The sequence below is a fragment of the Streptomyces sp. S.PB5 genome (genome assembly GCF_030403745.1).
Classification (GTDB): domain Bacteria; phylum Actinomycetota; class Actinomycetes; order Streptomycetales; family Streptomycetaceae; genus Streptomyces.
Genome location: NZ_JAQMWP010000022.1, coordinates 64,132 through 81,602 on the forward strand (window position 1 = coordinate 64,132; position 17,471 = coordinate 81,602).

At 69.5% G+C, this 17,471-nt stretch carries 20 protein-coding genes; 16 read left to right on the top strand and 4 right to left on the bottom strand.

Annotation, left to right across the window (positions count from 1 at the left end):
- The first annotated feature begins 73 nt into the window (after nucleotides 1-73).
- On the top strand, nucleotides 74-1,393 hold the full coding sequence (locus tag PH203_RS40965) for an Nramp family divalent metal transporter (protein ID WP_289927100.1): 1,320 nt from the start codon (nucleotides 74-76) through the stop codon (nucleotides 1,391-1,393).
- 9 nt (nucleotides 1,394-1,402) lie between these two features.
- Here PH203_RS40965 and PH203_RS40970 read toward each other — a convergent pair whose 3' ends face one another.
- Nucleotides 1,403-2,662: a hypothetical protein gene (locus PH203_RS40970; protein ID WP_289927101.1), complete on the bottom strand. Its 1,260-nt coding sequence runs from the start codon at nucleotides 2,660-2,662 to the stop codon at nucleotides 1,403-1,405.
- A 73-nt stretch (nucleotides 2,663-2,735) separates the two neighbouring features.
- Nucleotides 2,736-3,245, bottom strand: a complete 510-nt coding sequence (locus tag PH203_RS40975) for a SigE family RNA polymerase sigma factor (protein ID WP_289927102.1) — start codon at nucleotides 3,243-3,245, stop codon at nucleotides 2,736-2,738.
- Nucleotides 3,246-3,397: 152 nt separating this feature from the next.
- Between PH203_RS40975 and PH203_RS40980 the strand changes: the two genes are divergently transcribed.
- Nucleotides 3,398-3,754, top strand: a complete 357-nt coding sequence (locus PH203_RS40980; protein WP_289927103.1) for a hypothetical protein — start codon at nucleotides 3,398-3,400, stop codon at nucleotides 3,752-3,754.
- A gap of 36 nt (nucleotides 3,755-3,790) precedes the next feature.
- On the opposite strand, the gene PH203_RS40985 is transcribed toward PH203_RS40980, so the two are convergent.
- Both PH203_RS40985 and PH203_RS40990 read right to left on the bottom strand, forming a co-directional pair.
- On the bottom strand, nucleotides 3,791-3,991 hold the full coding sequence (locus tag PH203_RS40985) for a hypothetical protein (RefSeq protein ID WP_289927104.1): 201 nt from the start codon (nucleotides 3,989-3,991) through the stop codon (nucleotides 3,791-3,793).
- Between the two features lie 100 nt (nucleotides 3,992-4,091).
- On the bottom strand, nucleotides 4,092-5,780 hold the full coding sequence (locus PH203_RS40990; RefSeq protein ID WP_289927105.1) for a glycoside hydrolase family 18 protein: 1,689 nt from the start codon (nucleotides 5,778-5,780) through the stop codon (nucleotides 4,092-4,094).
- A gap of 261 nt (nucleotides 5,781-6,041) precedes the next feature.
- Between PH203_RS40990 and PH203_RS40995 the strand changes: the two genes are divergently transcribed.
- From PH203_RS40995 to PH203_RS41060, 14 genes are all read left to right on the top strand, one after another.
- Complete coding sequence (locus tag PH203_RS40995; RefSeq protein WP_289927228.1) at nucleotides 6,042-6,971, top strand: hypothetical protein; 930 nt, start codon at nucleotides 6,042-6,044, stop codon at nucleotides 6,969-6,971.
- 39 nt (nucleotides 6,972-7,010) lie between these two features.
- On the top strand, nucleotides 7,011-7,718 hold the full coding sequence (gene cpaB, locus PH203_RS41000; protein ID WP_289927106.1) for a Flp pilus assembly protein CpaB: 708 nt from the start codon (nucleotides 7,011-7,013) through the stop codon (nucleotides 7,716-7,718).
- Nucleotides 7,719-7,723: 5 nt separating this feature from the next.
- Complete coding sequence (locus PH203_RS41005; protein ID WP_289927107.1) at nucleotides 7,724-8,953, top strand: AAA family ATPase; 1,230 nt, start codon at nucleotides 7,724-7,726, stop codon at nucleotides 8,951-8,953.
- Nucleotides 8,950-9,318, top strand: a complete 369-nt coding sequence (locus PH203_RS41010; RefSeq protein ID WP_289927108.1) for a pilus assembly protein — start codon at nucleotides 8,950-8,952, stop codon at nucleotides 9,316-9,318. Before PH203_RS41005 ends, PH203_RS41010 begins: the two co-directional genes overlap by 4 nt.
- 1 nt (nucleotide 9,319) lies before the next feature.
- The gene (locus tag PH203_RS41015) at nucleotides 9,320-9,670 is read left to right on the top strand and encodes a TadE/TadG family type IV pilus assembly protein (protein WP_289927110.1); all 351 of its coding nucleotides are present in this window, start codon (nucleotides 9,320-9,322) and stop codon (nucleotides 9,668-9,670) included.
- A gap of 13 nt (nucleotides 9,671-9,683) precedes the next feature.
- Nucleotides 9,684-11,021: a CpaF family protein gene (locus tag PH203_RS41020; RefSeq protein ID WP_289927111.1), complete on the top strand. Its 1,338-nt coding sequence runs from the start codon at nucleotides 9,684-9,686 to the stop codon at nucleotides 11,019-11,021.
- Nucleotides 11,022-11,029: 8 nt separating this feature from the next.
- Entirely contained in the window at nucleotides 11,030-11,974 is a 945-nt protein-coding gene (locus PH203_RS41025; RefSeq protein ID WP_289927113.1) for a type II secretion system F family protein, read from the top strand.
- A 13-nt stretch (nucleotides 11,975-11,987) separates the two neighbouring features.
- A complete protein-coding gene (locus tag PH203_RS41030) occupies nucleotides 11,988-12,875 on the top strand; it encodes a DUF5936 domain-containing protein (protein ID WP_289927116.1) in 888 nt (295 codons plus the stop codon).
- A gap of 104 nt (nucleotides 12,876-12,979) precedes the next feature.
- Nucleotides 12,980-14,347: a histidine kinase gene (locus PH203_RS41035; protein WP_354671303.1), complete on the top strand. Its 1,368-nt coding sequence runs from the start codon at nucleotides 12,980-12,982 to the stop codon at nucleotides 14,345-14,347.
- A gap of 44 nt (nucleotides 14,348-14,391) precedes the next feature.
- Nucleotides 14,392-15,186 (top strand): response regulator transcription factor, encoded by a 795-nt coding sequence (locus PH203_RS41040; protein WP_289927118.1) that lies wholly within the window; start codon nucleotides 14,392-14,394, stop codon nucleotides 15,184-15,186.
- Between the two features lie 152 nt (nucleotides 15,187-15,338).
- On the top strand, nucleotides 15,339-15,533 hold the full coding sequence (locus tag PH203_RS41045; protein WP_289927119.1) for a hypothetical protein: 195 nt from the start codon (nucleotides 15,339-15,341) through the stop codon (nucleotides 15,531-15,533).
- On the top strand, nucleotides 15,533-16,132 hold the full coding sequence (locus tag PH203_RS41050) for a pilus assembly protein TadG-related protein (RefSeq protein ID WP_289927120.1): 600 nt from the start codon (nucleotides 15,533-15,535) through the stop codon (nucleotides 16,130-16,132). The genes PH203_RS41045 and PH203_RS41050 overlap by 1 nt, the downstream gene beginning before the upstream one ends.
- A 34-nt stretch (nucleotides 16,133-16,166) precedes the next feature.
- Nucleotides 16,167-16,754, top strand: a complete 588-nt coding sequence (locus tag PH203_RS41055; protein ID WP_289927121.1) for a hypothetical protein — start codon at nucleotides 16,167-16,169, stop codon at nucleotides 16,752-16,754.
- Between the two features lie 8 nt (nucleotides 16,755-16,762).
- The gene (locus tag PH203_RS41060; RefSeq protein ID WP_289927123.1) at nucleotides 16,763-17,395 is read left to right on the top strand and encodes an OmpA family protein; all 633 of its coding nucleotides are present in this window, start codon (nucleotides 16,763-16,765) and stop codon (nucleotides 17,393-17,395) included.
- The last annotated feature ends 76 nt before the right edge of the window (nucleotides 17,396-17,471 follow it).

The window sequence follows — 17,471 nt, forward strand, 5'->3', positions numbered from 1 at the left end:
CCCCGCGTCCCTTGAGGTGGATCTTCTGCACGCCCCCTTGTCCACCCGGTCTCTTTGATGTTCCTTGACCTTCATGGCGGACACCACGGGCAACCCCACGGACACCCAGGCAACATCCGGCAACCCCCAACCCCGCAAGTCCAGTTGGACATACATCGGCCCCGGCATCGTCGTCGCGGCCACCGGCGTCGGCGCCGGCGACCTCGTCGCCACGCTCGTCGCCGGCAGCAACTTCGGCTACACCCTCCTGTGGGCCGCCGTCATCGGCTGCCTCGTCAAGATCTCCCTCGCCGAGGCCGCCGGCCGCTGGCACCTTTCCACCGGCCGCACCCTCTTCGACGGCTGGGCCAGCCTCGGCCGCTGGACCTCATGGTTCTTCGTCGCGTACGTCGTGATCTGGGGCTTCGTCTACGGCGCGGCCGCGATGTCGTCGAGCGCGCTCCCGCTGCAGGCGCTGTTCCCGGACGTGATGGACCTCAAGTGGTGGGCCATCGCCTGCGGTCTGTCCGGGCTGGTCTTCGTCTGGTTCAACCGGTACGAGATCTTCGAGAAGGTCATGACGGTCCTGGTGGGCGTCATGTTCGTCGTGACGGTCTACCTCGCGATCCGCGTCACCCCGAACCTCGGCGACGCCTTCGCCGGCCTGCTCCCCGTCCTCCCCGACGAGAAGGACTCCATCCTCAACACCCTCGGCCTCATCGGCGGCGTCGGCGGCACCATCACCCTGGCCGCGTACGGCTATTGGGTCAACGCGAAGGGCTGGACCGACACGGGCTGGATGAAGGTCATGCGGCTCGACAACCGCGTCGCCTACGCCACCACCGGCGTCTTCGTCATCTCCATGCTCTTCGTCGGCGCCGAACTGCTGCACTCCGCGAACATCGCCATCGCCTCCGGCGACAAGGGACTCATCCAGCTCGGCGACATCCTGGAGGACGAGTACGGCTCGGCGACCGCCAAGTTCTTCCTCATCGGCTTCTTCGCCACCTCGTTCACCTCCCTCATCGGCGTCTGGCACGGCGTGAGCCTGATGTTCGCCGACTTCGTCGCCCGCTTCCGCGGTGAGGGACAGGGGAAGGGCGAGGAGGTCGCCTCCGGTGCGCGCGAACGCTCCTGGCCCTTCCGCGCGTACCTGCTCTGGCTGACCTTCCCGCCCATCGTCCTGCTCTTCCAGGGCCAGCCCTTCCGTCTGATCATCCTCTACGGCGTCCTGGGCGCGGCCTTCCTCCCCTTCCTCGCCGGCACCCTGATGTGGCTCCTCAACTCCTCACGCACGCCCCGCGAATGGCGCAACGGACCGGTCAGCAACGCGATGCTGGCGATCGCCGGGCTGCTGTTCCTGGTGCTGTGCGTGAAGCAGATCTGGGACCAGCCCTGGTCGGAGTTCTTCTAGCTCCTTCTTCTAACTCCCGTGCAACTGCTGCCGGGTCGGCGCCCACTTGTCGCTGAGCGCGATCTCCCGGAGCTGCTCCATCGTCAGGGCGGGCTTCGCGCGGCTCGGGGCGTCGTGCGGCCCGGCGGCGTTCATGGCGCTGACCGAGATCCGCAGACCGTTGATCCGCACCGTGTCGACGGTCCACCGGACCGCGCCCGGCACGTCCTTGTCACCGGAGTCCCGGCGCTCGATGAGCATCGTGCCGTCGCCGACCTGCTCGGCGCCCTCGAAGAGGCCCTCGCCGAGGAGGTCCCCCATGTCCGGCTGCACATTGATCTCGACCATGCTCCGGCCCTTGCCGTCGTCGACCACGACATAGCCCCACCCGGACGCGTCGCCGCCCCGCGCGACCGGCTCCGCCCCGTCGGGGAGGAGGTCGACGAGGGTCTTGCGGATGTCGGTGACGGGGGTGAAGGTCTCCGTCGGAGCCGCGGTGGGATCGGGCTCCGCGGGGATCGCGTCGATCGCCTTCAGCCACGCCGGCGCGGTCACCAGCTTCTTCAACTCGGCCGCGTCCAGCGGTGGTTCCGGGCGGGTGATCGAACCGCCCTTCTCGGCCGCGGAGTTCCACTCCGACACCGAGACATGCTGCCCCCTCGGGGTGACCAGGTCGGCGACCCAGCGCTTGGTGGGCTCGCGCTTGTCGGGATACTCGTAGCCCTGCAGGATCGTCAGCACCGAGCCGTCGTCGAGCCGGTTCGACGTGCAGCGGTCGTGCGGAGTGATCGCCTTGTCCGGGCACTCGGTCCACTGCCGGGCCTGGTCGCTGCCGGGCTCCACCCGGTCCAGGCCCAGGGAGACGAGCGAGGCCCCGTCCCCGTCGTCCCAGACGAGCGTCGCGAACGGACCCAGCTGGTCCGCCGTGCCGCGACTGCTCTCCTGGCTGAACTTGCCGTACCCGAGCAGCTCCTTGAGCGTGCCGATCATCTCCTGGGCGGACACGGGCGGCACCGACGGTGAGGCGCTCGCCGTGGCGCTCGTCCCCACCGTGGCCTGCTCCGCATCCGCACCCCCGCCCGGCAGCAGCAGGGTCCCGCCCACCCCCACGAGCGCGAGCGAGGCCGCCCCGCCCGCGATGGCCGCCCGGCGCCGCAGCCGCAGCCGCCGCCCTCGCGTCAGGCCCGCGGAGGTGAGCGAGGTCAGGTCGGCGTCGAAGGTCCCGCCCGCGGCGCGCAGCTCGGCGGCGACACGATCCTCGAAGGGATCGCTGTGCTGTTGTACGGGCATGGCAAACCACCGTTTCGCGAGGTCCGAGTGAAATATGAAGTCGTAGGGACGGGAGGGCCGTTCATCCGGGCCGTCAGAAGCGGGCGTACTCGCCGAGGTCCTCGCCGAGCAGCTCCCGCAGCCGCCCGAGCGCCCGGGTGCAGCGCGTGCGGACCGCGGCGGAGCTGGCGTGCATCGCGTCCGCGGTCTCCTCGATCGAGCGGTCCTCCCAGTAGCGCAGGACGACCACCGCCCGGTCCTTCGCGGGCAGCCGGGCCAGCGCCTCCAGGAGCGTCAGCCGCAGCGGTACGTCGCCGTGTCCGGCGTACGCCCGCTCCGGGAAGGAGTCGGTGGCCCGCTCCTTGCTGCTGCGCCGCCGCTGATGGGCGAGGAAGGTCCGGGTGAGGACGGTCTGCGCGTACCCGGCGGGGTTGCCGACCCGGGTCACCCGGTGCCAGCTGATGTACAGCCGGCCCAGGGTCTCCTGCACCAGATCCTCGGCGAGATGCGTGTCCCCGGCGGTGAGCAGGCACGCGGAGCGGTACAGATGCCCCGCGCGCGCCGCCGCGAACTCCGCGTACTGGTCCGCAAGGACCTGTCTCATGTGTTCCCCCTGCTGGTGGGCGCGCTCACTTCGCGCTCTCACTTCATTGATGCGGTGGCCCCCTGGAAATGTTTCACACGACGTTCCGGGGATCGTGCGGATAGGTTGCCGTAGGCACCCGAGCCCAGGTCCGCCGCACCGGAAGACTCAAGATGACGCACCCGCCGCACCACCAGCCGCCCCAGGGCTTCGGCCCGCCCCCGCAGATGCCCCCGCCGCCCGTCCCCGTAGGCCCGGAGTTCCTGGCCGTCGACCGGCGCAGCTCGGTGACCGTGGACGTCTCGGGCGTGACCCTGGAGATCAACGGGGTGGAGGCCGAGTTCGACTGGCCGGAGATCCGCCGCGTCCACTACAAGGCGAGCCCCAACGGCAAGGCGCTGATGGTGGCGGTGGTCCATCTCGACGGCCAGTTCTACGAGTGCGTGGTGGAGGCGAAGCCACGGGAGCGCCTGCGGGAGTGGTTCGCGGGGCTGGCGGCGGTGCTGGGCCACTACCGTCCGATGGGCTAGACCGGCGGTACGGCGCCGGTGGTGCCGACGGGACCATCACCGTCCGGCCGGGCCGGCAGGAGTCAGCTTCCTGATCGAGCTGACGCAGATGCGCGCGGGGGCGGGTGAGTCGCCGATATCGATGACTTCACCCTCAACTCCCTGGGCGGTGCCCTCGGAGCCCTCGTCCTCGTGGCCGCGGAACGGCTGGCCGCCCGGTTCGGCAGCGGCCGCCGGGCCCGCCATCGCCGCGGCCACGAGGAAGAGGTCACCGCCCGTTAGGGCCTCTCTGCCGGGCCCCCTCTGTTGGGCCCCCTCCGCCAGGAACCCTGCGTCAGGACCCTTGCGCGGAGACCGGCTACGGCAGCCCGTGCACGTGCGGACCCACCGCGTTGGACCAGGCGTTCCCGGCCGACGCGTCCCAGTTCGTCGACCAGGTCATCGCGCCCCGCAGGTCGGGATAGGTCTTCGAGGGCTTGAAGGAGCCGCAGTTGGTGCCCTTGGTGAGACAGTCGAGCGCGTTGTTCACGACTGTCGGGGACACATACCCGCTGCCCGCCCCGCTCGTCGAGGCCGGCAGCCCGAGGCCCACCTGGGACGGTGCGAGGCCGCCCTCCAGTTGGATGCAGGCCAGCGCGGTCAGGAAGTCCACCGACCCCTGTGAGTAGACCTTGCCGTCGCAGCCCAGCATCGAACCGCTGTTGTAGTACTGCATGTTGACGACGGTCAGGATGTCCTTGATGTTCAGGGCCGTCTGGAAGTAGGAGTTGGACGTCGACTGCATGTCGATGGTCTGCGGGGCCATCGTGATGATCAGCGACGAGCCCGCCTTCGCCGACAGGGACCGCAACGCCTGGGTCATGTAGGTCGCGTTGAGGCCGTTCTCCAGGTCGATGTCGACACCGTCGAAGCCGTACGTCTGCATCAGCGAGTACACCGAGTTCGCGAAGTTCGCCGCCGACGTCGAGTCGTTGACCGTCACCGTGCCGCGCTCACCGCCGACGGAGACGATCACCTTCTTCCCGGCCGCCTTCTTCGCCGCGATGTCCGCCTTGAACTGGTCGACCGTGTAGCCCCCGAGCCCGGCCGAGTCCAGGTTGAACGTCACCGCACCCGGAGTCGTCGTCGCATCGGCGAAGGCCACCGCGATGATGTCGTACTGGGACTGGACGCCGGAGATCCTCTGGACGGTGGCCCCGTTGTTGAAGTTCTGCCAGTAGCCGGTGACGGCGTGCTTGGGCAGGGCCGGTCCGGTCGGGATCGTGGTCGTCGTGCCGGTGACCGCCGTCGACCTGGCCGACTCACCCGCCGAGTTCGTCGCGGTGACCTGGAAGGAGTACGACGTGGAGGCGGCGAGCCCGGTCACCGTCGCCGACGTCCCCGTCACCGCCGTCACCTTCGTACCGTTGCGGTAGACGTTGTAGCCCGTGGCGCCGGAGACCGTGTTCCAGGCGAGGGAGACGGAGGAGGAGCTCGTACCCGAGACGGCGAGACCGCTCGGGGTCGCCGGGACCGTCGGTTCGGGGTCGGTGCCACCGCCGCCGTCCGGGCCGTACACCGACACGTCGTCCGCGAAGTACGCCGCCTGTCCGTACCAGCCGTGCGTGTAGACCGTCACCGAGGTCGTCGAGGCGCCCGTGGTGAAGGTCGTCGTCAGCTGCTTCCAGGACGAGGAGTCGGGGGTCCAGGTCGAGACGTCCGTGGTGCCGGTGCCGGTGACGCCCAGATACGAGTAGCCGCCCTGCACCCATGCGCTCAGCGTGTACGTCGAACCGGGTCTGACCGCCACCGTCTGGGTGCACTTCGCGTTGTCCTGCCCGGCCGGCGTCGCCTTCAGCGCGGCCGCGCCCCCGTGCACCGGCGACGACACGGTCGTACCGCTGCCCGCCGTGCAGGTCCAGTTGGTCAGGCCGGACTCGAAGCCGGCGTTCTTGGCGTTGTTGATGTCCGCGGCGGCGGCCGGATGGGTGCCGGAGGCGCCGAGGGCGAGGGCGGCGAGTACCGCTGCCGACCAGAAGCGAGACGAGCGTCGTCTGAGTATGGCCATGACAATGAGATTGGTTCAGACCAATCCCGTCCGTCAATAGGTCCAGACCATCTCGACCATCTCCGCGGTCACCTTCACGAGTCCTTCATGACTCATCGGCATATGCAATCCGCCCTATTTTGGGGAACCTTGCGCAATAACAGTTGTCGTCAGCTGAAGAAACGCTGTTCTCCGGTCACATGCCCGTGGTTAGAGTGCTCACATAGTCACGCAGTGAAGTCGACTGGGTGTGCCGGAGTAACGCCGGTCGGGCCGGCGGGCATGGGGAGTGGGGAGCTGCGCGTGCCAACTGCCATCGCCGTGACCGGTGCCGACATGGCGCTGCCGCCGCAGGACGAGCGGACCGTGCCCGCGGCCGTGCTCAAGGACCTCGACAGGGAACCGCTGGAGCGCTCGCTGGGCCGCATCCACGGGCTCGTCGAGCAGTACGGGCATGTGATCGTCGTCTGCTCCCAGGCGGTGCCGAAGGCGGTCGAGCGGCGCCTGCACACCGTACGGTCGCTCCTGGAGAGCGACCGTATCGCCCTGTTCCGTCCGGATCTGCCGCCGCTCGGACTCGCCGTCCTCGCCCGCCAGTTGCGGCAGCTGGCGTCCTGCGACCTCAGCCCGGGTGTCCTCGCGTCCGCCGGCCGGCTCCTCACCCACTACATCCACGCCGGCGCCGTCCTCGGCTCCGTCACCAAGCTCGACCGCGTGCCCGTGGGCCTCAAGTCGCATGCCAAGTCATGGGTTCCGGGAAGTCAGTTCGGTGTGATCGCCCATCCCGAACCGCAGCTCGTCCGCATCGGCCCCGAAGCGGCCCTGGGCGGGCCCGAGTTCCGTACGTCCATGCTCGTCGCCAAGGGGCAGCAGTTCCAGTCCGACTGGGTCACCACGACCCTCGCCCCGGCCTGGAACGTCCAGGGACTGCGCGAGACCACCCTGCCCGCCGAGTCGGCACCCTGGTGGGGCACCCCGAAGCTCGTCGAGTTCTGTTCCTTCCTGCCCGACCTCTCGGTGCTTTACCAGCTGGTCACGTCGGTCCGGCAGAGTTCCTGCCACTGGTGCGGCATCGACGTCATCGGCGACCGCTGCGTGTTCTGTTCCGCCACTTCACCGCTCACCGAGAACCAGCACCAGGCCCAGAACCAGACCCAGGCCCAGAACCAGTCCCGGAAGCAGTATCCGCAGAATCAACTCACCGCCGGGTGAGCCCTGTCGACCTAATCCCCCAATGAGGTTGCACGGTCCATGAACTCCCGTCAGCGCCGCGGCGTGATACTCCTGATCCTGTCGGTCGTCTGCGCCCTCGCGGCCTTCGCCGGCGTCCTCTCCGTCATCAACGACGTGAAGTCCAAGGTCGGCCCCGAGGTCACCGCGTACCGCCTCAAGGGCGACATCGAGCCCTACACGGCACTCAGCGCGGGCCAGTTCGAGAAGACCGAGATGCCCGAGCGCTGGCTGTCCTCCACGGCGGTCACCGACCTCCGGGACATCGAGGGCAAGATCGCGGTGACGACCCTCAAGAAGGGCTCTTTGCTGCAGAGCGACATGATCGTGGCGCAGCCGGCTCTGCAGCCCGGGCAGCAGGAGGTCGCCATCATGATCGACGCGGCGACCGGAGTGGCCGGCAAGATCACGCCGGGCTCCACGGTCAACGTGTACGCCACCTTCGAGGGCGAGCGGGAGGGTGCTCCCGCCCAGTCCAAGATCATCGTGACCAACGCGAAAGTCCTCGACGTCGGCAGGCTCACCTCGCTCGAACCCGACGAGAGCGACCGCAACCGGCGGACCACCGAGGCCGTCCCCATCACCTTCGCCCTCTCCACCCTCGACGCCCAGCGCCTCACCTACGCCGAGTCGTTCGCCGAGCGGGTCCGCCTCGCCCTGGTGGCCCCCGGCGATCCCGCTCCGGTCCCCGACCAGGACCGTACGTACGAACTCACGAAGGACAAGTGAGCCGCATGCCCACGAGGATCCTCCCGGCCGTAGGCGACGCGGACGCCGTCCGCTCCATCACCACGCTCCTCAGCCAGCTCCCGGACGCCGAGCCGGTCGCCCCGGTCGTCGACTCCACCCAGCTCATCGACACCCTCGCCCGTCTCGCCGCCGAGTCGGTCGACGAACTCCCCGAGGTCGTGGTCGTCCACGAACGCATCGGCCCGGTCCCGGCGCTGGAACTCATCCGCGAGGTCGCCCTGCGCTTCCCCGCGGTCGGTGTCATCCTCGTCACCTCCGACGCAAGCCCCGGCCTCTTCCAGGCCGCCATGGACTACGGCGCCCGCGGACTCGTCGCCCTCCCGCTGAGCTACGAGGAACTGGCCGTCCGGGTCCAGGCGGTCGCCCAGTGGTCGGTCGGCGTACGACGCCATCTGGGCGCCGCCGTCGATGTGTTCACCGGAGTCGGCGGCACCGTCGTCACGGTCAGCGGCTCTAAGGGCGGAGTGGGCACGACCCTGACCGCCATCCAACTCGCCCTGGCCGCCCAGGCGTCGGGCCGCAGCACCGTACTGGTCGACCTCGACCTGCAGACCGGGGACATCGCCTCCTTCCTGGACGTCCAGTTCAGGCGCTCGGTGGCCGACCTCGCCACCATCACCGACATCTCCCCGCGCGTCCTGGCCGACGCCGTCTTCCGCCATGACACCGGCGTCGCCCTTCTGCTGGCCCCCGGCGAGGGCGAACGCGGCGAGGAGGTCACCGACCGCGCCGCCCGCCAGATCGTCAGCGCCCTGCGCTCCCGCTACGAGGTCGTGGTCATCGACTGCGGCGCCCAGATAGGTGGCGCGGGCGCGGCGGCGGTCGAGATGGCCGACACGGCCCTGCTGGTCACCACCCCGGACGTGATCGCGGTCCGCGGCGCCAAACGGGCCGTACGCATGTGGGACCGGCTCCAGATCCGCAAGGCCGAGGAGACCACCGTGGTCGTCAACCGGCACACCAAGGGCACCGAGATCCAGCCGCCCCTCATCCAGAAGATCACCGGCACGGCCGTGGCGAGGGTCGCGATCCCCGCCAACTTCAAGGAACTGCAAGGGGTGGTGGACGCCGGCCGGGTCCATGAGCTGGACAGCAGGAGCGCGGTGAAGCAGGCCCTGTGGGGGCTCGCGGGGGAGCTCGGCCTGGTCAAGACGGTCGAAGGGACACAGAAGACCGGGCTGGGCTTTCGCCGCCGCAAGGAGCTCGGGCCATGAGAAGGCGCCGGGACGCGGGCCAGGTCACCATCGAGTTCCTCGGCATGACCCCGCTGATCATCCTGACGCTGGTGCTGGTGTGGCAGTTCGTGCTGGTGGGATACACCTTCACGCTGGCGGGGAATGCTGCGGACGAGGCGGTACGGGCGGGAACGGCGTCCGAGGGACAGGCCGCGTGCGAAGCGGCGGGCAGGGAGGATCTGCCGGGTGCGTGGCAGGGGGACGCCGAGGTGGACTGTCAGGCGGACGGCGACTACGTCACGGCCGATGTGACCCTGAGAGTGCCTGTTCTCTTCCCCGGCGCGATCGGCTTCCCGTTCACCGTCGAGGGCCACGCGGGGGCGGTCCAGGAGGAGAAGGACTGAGATGTCGTACGACTCGAAAGTCCGCGACCGCGGCCAAGTGGCCATCGAGTACCTCGGGTTCATCCCGATCCTGCTCCTCGTCGCACTGGCCGGCGTACAGGTCGGGCTGATCGCCTACGCCGCCCAGCAGGCCGGTACGGCGGCCAGGGCGGGGGCGCGGGCGGCCTCGCTCGACAACAGCGCGCAGGAAGGCTGCACGACCGCGATCAGCGACTGGCTGTCCGTCGCCTGTTCCGCGGCGGTGGGCGGCGACTCGGTCACGGTCACCGCCACCGTCGACATCCCCTCCATCGTCCCGGGCTGGGACTTCGGGGACGCCAACAAGACCGCCACCATGCCGCTCGACCACTGAACGAGGTACGACCATGAGCCTGCGCGCACGCATCAGCACCCCCGAGGAGAACGGCAGCCGGGGCGAGGACGGGCATCTCGTCGCCTCCTACCGCGCCAAGCTCCTGGAGGAGATCGACCTCGCGGAGATGAGCTCGCTGGCGGCGGCCGAGCGCAGGGCCCGTCTGGAGCGGGTGCTCGGGCACATCATCAGCCGCGAGGGCCCGGTCCTGTCGACGGTCGAGCGCTCTCAGCTGATCCGCAGGGTCGTCGACGAGGCACTCGGCCTCGGCATCCTGGAACCGCTCCTCGAAGACGCGTCGATCACCGAGATCATGGTCAACGGCCCGGACGCGATCTTCGTCGAACGCGGCGGCCGCGTCGAGCAGTTGCCGCTCCGCTTCCCCTCCCACGACCAGCTGATGCAGACCATCGAGCGGATCGTGTCGACGGTCAACCGGCGGGTGGACGAGTCGAATCCGATGGTCGACGCACGACTGCCGTCCGGTGAGCGGGTGAACGTCATCATCCCGCCCCTGTCGCTCACGGGCGCGACCCTGACCATCCGCCGCTTCCCGCGCTCCTTCACCCTCCAGGAGATGATCGGCTTCGGCTCGCTCGACGAGCACATGCTGTACCTGCTCGCGGGGTTGGTGCAGGCGAAGTTCAACATCATCGTCTCGGGCGCGACGGGCACCGGGAAGACCACACTGCTCAACGCCCTCTCCGGCCTGATCCCGGAGCACGAGCGCATCATCACCATCGAGGACTCGGCCGAACTCCAGCTCCAGCAGGCGCATGTGATCCGCCTGGAGTCCCGTCCCCCCAACGTCGAGGGCAAGGGCCGGGTGACCATCCGCGACCTGGTCCGCAACTCCCTGCGTATGCGCCCCGACCGGATCGTGGTCGGTGAGGTCCGGGGCGGCGAGTCCCTCGACATGCTCCAGGCGATGTCGACGGGCCACGACGGCTCCCTCGCCACGGTCCACGCCAACAGCACCGAGGACGCCCTGATGCGGCTGAAGACCCTGGCATCGATGTCCGAGGTCGGAGTCCCCTTCGAGGCACTGCACGACCAGATCAACAGCGCCGTCGACGTCCTCATCCAGCTGACCCGGTTCCCGGACGGAGCCCGCCGGATCACCGAGATCGCGATCCTGGACAGCCACGGCGGCGAGCCCTACCGCCTGGCCACGGTGGCCCGCTTCAACGCCCAGCCGATGGCGGCGGACGGCAGGGTCTACGGCCAGTTCGACCTCTACCCGATGCCACGCCGTACCGCCGACCGCCTCTACATGGCCGGCCAGCCGATCCCCCAGGCCTTCGGCGTGGCCCAGTCCGTGCTCGAGCTGACGACCCGAGAAGCCAGGTAGGTGCCCCCATGGAACTCGACTCCCTGATCACCCTCACCACGGGCATCACCCTGCTGACCTGCGGCCTGGCCGTGGCGGGCCTGCACGCGTACGCCATGGGCAAGGCCCAGCGCCAGGCCCTCGTCGACCGGCTCTCCGCGACCGGCCAGATACCGCAGGGCGTCCGCCGACGCCGCTTCCCGAAACTGGACCGCCGGCTGCGCGCCACCAAACCGGGCCGGAAACTCGAACTCCGCCTCGCAGCGACAGGCTTGGACATCACACCGGGCGAGTTCTTCGTCTACATGATGTCCACGGCGGCCGGCCTGTGGCTGATCGGCCAGGCCGCCCTGGCCCCGTTCTTCGGCCCGATCGCCGGGCTGCTGGGCATCTGGGCGGCGCTGCAGTTCCTCAACTGGCAGCGCCAGAAGCGCATCGAGAAGTTCATCAACCAACTCCCGGAGCTTTCGCGGATCTTGGCGAACGCGACCCAGGCGGGCCTGGCCCTGCGCACGGCGATCGGCATGGCGGCGGAGGAACTGGAGGCCCCGGCGGGCGAGGAGTTGGGCAAGGTCACCAACCAACTGGCCCTGGGCGCCTCGCTGGACGAGGCGCTGGACGAAATGGCGGAGCGCCTGCCGTCCCGCGAACTGGTCGTACTCGTCACGACGCTGGTGCTGTCGAACCGCGCGGGCGGCCAGGTGGTCGGCGCCCTGCGGAACCTGACGGAGACGCTGGAGGAGAGGAAGGAGACCAGGCGAGAGGTCCGCACCCAGCTCTCCCAGGTCAACATGACCTCGTACGCCGTCCCCGTCCTCGGCATCGGCTCGCTGCTGCTGATGAACAGCGTGAAGGAGGGCGCCCTGGACCGTATGACGGGCTCCCCGTTCGGCCAGGCGGCGGTGATCATCGCGTTCGGACTCTATGCGGTGGGGTTCATCCTGATCCGCCGCCTGTCCCGGATCGACGTCTGAGGGGGCCTGGGACATGGAGTATCTGCTCGCCCTGGCGATGGGCATCGCCGTCTGGGGCATCTTCGCGGGCATCCGGCTGTACCGGGCGGACGCCAAGCTGCCGGGAGACTTGGCTCTGGCCCTGGAGATCGGGTCCACGCGCACGAGCGCCGTCGACTCGGTGATCGACCGCCTGGGCATGCGCTACGCGCCCGCGGTCCTGCGCCTGATGGGCCCCAAGCAGGTGGCCAAGTACCGCCGCAAGATCGACCTCGCGGGCAACCCGGGCGGTCTGACGATCGACCGTTACGCGGCGCGGAGGGCGGTGTACGGCTTCCTGGGCGGTTTCGGCGGCCTGCTGTTCCTGATGCGGGGCAGCTTCGTCGTCGCCCTGCTGCTCTTCGCGTTCGCCGCGTTCTGGACGGAGGTCGGCATCTGGTCGGCGATCCGGATCCGCAGGGACGTGATCGAGCGGACGCTGCCGGACTTCCTCGACGTACTGGCGGTCGTGGTCAGCGCGGGCCTCGGCTTCCGTCAGGCACTGGACCGGGTCGCCTCCAAGTACGAGGGTCCCTGGGCGGACGAACTCCACATCACCCTGCGCCAGATGGACCTCGGCATGAGCCGCCGCCAGGCCTTCGCGGAGCTGCGGCGTCGCAACGACTCCGAGCAGGTGGCCATGTTCGTGACGGCGTTGCAGCAGGGCGAGGAGCTGGGCGCCCCGATCGTCGACACCCTGATCGCCCTCGCCAAGGACATGCGCCGCACGGACGCCCAGAACGCCCGCCGCAAGGCGGCCCGCGCGGTACCCAAGGCCACCATGATGATCACCACGTTCATGGTCCCGGCCACGATGCTGCTCCTCGGCGCGGGCCTGATCCTGGGCTCGGGGACGGACTTCGGTTCGATCACGGGCGAGTAGGGGCGGGGAGAGGGGCGAGCAGGGGCGGGGAGAGGGGCAAGTACGGGCGCGGAGACGGGCTGGTAAGGGCGGGGAGAGATGGGCGAGAGTCGGGGAGGACAGCGATGGCGATGACGAAGCCGCTCCCGGGAATCCGTATGCGGGGAGGCGCGGTAGCCGACAGCTCGGTCGCGGACGGTGGGGAAACCCCGAAGGTACGCCAATCGGCACCGGACGACGCAAGCACCACCCCCACCCCCACCCCCACCCCCGCCCTCCCCATCCAGCTCAACGCCCTCCAGGCCATGTGCCGTCAGGTCTTCGGCTTCCGCCTGGCGATGATCGCCCTGGCCTCCCCCGCCGCCCTCCTCAACGCCGCCCCCGGCCTGGGAGCCCGCCTGGTCGCCGCGGCCGTCCTGGTCACCTTCATGACCTCGTACGTCCTCTTCCGGGACTGGGAGCGCTTCGGCCCCCTCCTCCTGCGCCACCCCACCCTCCTCGCCGTGGACACCCTCTTCGGCGCCCTGCTCCTGATCTCGGCGGGCCCGGACACCACGCTGGCGTACGTCAGCGTCTGCACCCCCCTCCTCGCAGGCCTCGTCTACGGCTGGCGCGGCGCGGGCTGCTTCGCCTCCCTCCAGGGCCTGATCCTCGTCACGGTCTACGCCGCCTCGAAGGACCTGCACCCCACGGTCGCCGAGGCGCTGCTCCTGCCGGGCCTGTGTGTCGTCACGGGCGCCATGGGAGTGACCCTGCGCAACCTGATGTTCCGCTTCGGCGCGGCGACCCAGGCCCTGACCTCGGTGAAGGCCCGCCTGGCCGCCACGGAGGCGGTCGCCGCCGAACGCGCCCGCCTGGCCCGCGAGATGCACGACTCGGTCGCCAAGACGCTGTACGGCGTCGCGCTCGCGGCGGAGGGCCTGGCGAACTCGGCTCACCGCACCGACGACCCGAAGCTGATCAGGGAGCAGGCGGAACTGGTGGCCCGCTCGGCCCGCCGGGCCGCCGCCGAGTCCAGGGAGCTCCTCACCGACCTGCGCCGTGAATCCGACCCCTCGCACGGCACGGACGTACTGGGGGAACTGGCGGCCCGCACCCGCGACTTCAGCACCCGCACCGGTCTGCCCGCCACCTACCGTCCCACCGGCGAGCACACCACGCTCCCCCCGGTCCCGCCCGCCGTGGCCCGTCAACTCCTCACGATCGCCTCGGAAGCGATGGAGAACGCCCACCGCCACGCGACCGCGGACCACGTGGACGTGAGCGCCGGTGTCCAGGGCGACCTGCTGCTCCTGAGCGTCCACGACGACGGCTGCGGCCTGGCCCCCGGCACCAGCCTCGAAAACCTCCGCCGCACCGGCCACTTCGGCCTGGTCGGCATGGTCGAGAGGGCCGCCTCGGTCGGCGCCCGCATCCGCATCGGCCGCGGGGTCCACGCCAAGGGCACGGAGGTCCGGCTGGAACTGCCGCTGGCGGCCCTCACCGACACATGACGTACGCCACCCCCGTCCCCCACCCCACGAGAGGAGGCCGCCCGATGCCGGACCAGACCGTTCCCCACCCCGGCCCCGCGCAGCCACCCGACCCCTTCGACGGCTTCCCGCCACCCGCGGCCCGACCGGGCACCCTGCGCGTCGTGGTGGCGGACGACAACCCCGTCGTACGCGCCGGCCTCACCGCCCTCCTCTCCGGCCGCGAGGACATCACGGTCGTGGCGGAGGCCGCCGACGGCCGCCAGGCCTACGAGGCAGCACGCGTCCACCGCCCCGACGTGATCCTCCTGGACGTCCGCATGCCGGGCGTGGACGGCATCTCGGCCCTCCCACACCTGGTCCGCATCGCCCCGGTGGTGATGCTCACCTACAGCCGGGAGGCGGAGATCGTCCACGAGGCCCTGCGCCGGGGCGCCGGCGGCTATCTGGTCCACGGCGAGTTCACGGCGGACCAACTGGTCGACGCCGTACGGGACATCGGGAACGGCAAAGCCCACTTCACGCCCACGGCGGCGGACGCCCTGGTCACGACCCCGATTCAACCAAGTGCGACTGCACACGAAAATTTGCAGCAAAGTCCCAAGTCTGGACTGAGTTTCGTCAAAGCACTTTCGCAACTGCAATCAGATGTGGGACAGTCTGACAAGTCGCGGTTCCAACTCAGCACGAGGGAGGCGGAGATCATGGACCTCATCGCATCGGGCATGACCAACCAGCAGATCGCCGCCACCTGCTTCATCAGCGAGAAGACGGTCAAGAACCACATCAACCGCATCTTCGCCAAGCTCCACAGCACCAGCCGCGCGGAGGCCGCGGCGAAATGGCTCGGGGTGAGTTGAGATGAGGGCCGAGAAGACGGCTGAGATGAGGGCTGAGGGGAAGACGCGGGCGCGGATTCCGCTTTGGGCCCGGAATTGGGCCCTGGGACCCTGGGCCGGGAGGGCTGTTCCGCCGTACGCTCCCCGCACCACGGACAGCGGAGAGGAACACCATGAGCAACTGGGCCAACACCACCGTCTCGTACCTCAAGGCTCGGGTCGCGCGGGACGACAGGGGCCAGACGGCCGTGGAATATCTGGGGATCATTGCGGTGGTCGTCGCGATCATCCTGGTCCTTCTCGGCACGGACTTCGGCGGCCAGATTGCCGACGCGATCACCACGCAGATCGGCAACATCACGGGTTGATGCGCAGAGGCGCATACCGAGACTCAGGGCAGGCGTTCCCCATCTACATCACTGTGGTGGGGGGCCTGCTCTTTCTCGCGTTCGCGTACCTTGCGGTCGGCCAGGCCGCGGCAAACCGGAACGGAGCCCAGACGGCCGCCGACGCGGCGGCCCTCGCGGCGGCGCAGGACCGGCGGGACCAACTGGCGGGCAAGTGGGTGGAGGGCGTCCTCGACCCGACCAAGTGGCAGGACATCTTCGACGGCAATGCGGCGGGCCTGGAGCCCTCGTGCGGGCGTGCGGGAGAGCTCGCGGCGCAGAACGACGCCGAACTTCTGGGATGCGACAACCCGGAGCCACTCGTCTACAAGGTCGAGGTCAGGACCAACAGGACCGTGGGGGAGTCCGTCATCCCCGGCACCGCGGATAAGCGATCGACGGCATCCGCCACCGCCGAGATCGAACCCCTGTGTACGTTCGAACTCCCTGCCGATGACGCGGGGGACGACGTACTGCCGAGCCTCACCTGCGAGGACGGCAGGAACTGGGATCTGGACCCGGACGACCTCACCGGTCTGCCCGAGCCCCAGGACCTGTTCGAAGTCCATCTGGCCGACTGACAAGCGAACGACGAGTGACGAAGGAAGCAGACGCATGAGCATTCGGTTCACTGCGAAGGCCCGCAGGGGAATCGTCGCGCTGGCCGTCGCGGCCGGACTGGCCGTCGGTGTGGCCGGCTGCGGCGGGGGCGGCGACGACGACAAGAAGCCGGAGACGACGGCGTCTGCTTCCAAGGGAGGGGACGGAGGCTCCGACCCGAGCCCTCAGGAGGGCGAGTCGGACGAGCCCCAAGCGGAACTGAAGGGCACGAGCGGCCTGATCCTCCAGATCACCACCGCCGAGCGCGACGCGGGCGGATTCGTCACGGTCAACGGCACGTTGAAGAACGACAGCGCCAAGTCGGTCACGGTGCCGTCCGGGGTGCGCGGCGACGAAACCGAGGTCATCGCACACGGCAGGTCGCTCGGCGGAGCCACCCTCGTCGACTCCAAGGGGAAGAAGCGCTACTACGTTCTACGCGACACGGACGGCCGCCCGCTGACGACAACAGGCTTCTCGATCCTCAAGGCAGGCGAGGAGCTCCCCGTCTTCATGCAGTTCCCGTCCCCGCCGGAGAGCACGACGGACGTCAGCCTCCAACTCCCCACCTTCTCCAGCGCCACGATCAAGATCTCCGGGTGAGGCAGCCCATGACCTTCACCGCCCCCCGCATGGCCTTGGTCATGACCGCCGCCACGGTCATGGTCGCCACGAACCTGTACGGCGCCGTGGCGGCCCGCGCCGACGGGGACCCGAGCGTCCCTCCGGGCACCGAGGCCTCGGCCTCCGCCCCGGTCGAGGTCGACCCGAACGACCCCGACCTCAAACTCCCCGAGGGCGGCACCCTCGCCGAGCCCAAGGTCCTGGACATCAAGCAGGTCGTCGAGGACGAGGGCGGGGAGGAACGCCGCGAGGACACCAACGCCGACGTCAAGTTCGCCCTCCAGGCCGAGGTCCTCTTCAGTAAGGACAGCGCCAAGCTCAGCGGCGAGTCCAAGGCCCGCATCGCCGCCATCGCCGACGAGATCAAGGCCCAGAACGCCACCAGGATCCGAGTCTTCGGCTTCACCGACAACCTCGGTTCCTCCGCCCACGGCGACGTCCTGTCCCGACAGCGCGCCAACGCCGTACAGGACGTCCTGGAGACCGAACTCAACGACGCCGGCATCACCTACGAGATCCGCGGCTACGGCGAGCAGTACCCCATCGCCGACAACTCGACCGAGACGGGCCGCAAGAAGAACCGACGGGTGGAAGTGTCCTTCCCGCGGGGGGAGGACTGACGGGGATCACCGCCCCCGGCCGCACCCGTACATGTCACCCGACCAAACCTGACGCTCCCCAGCACCACCCGCCCGA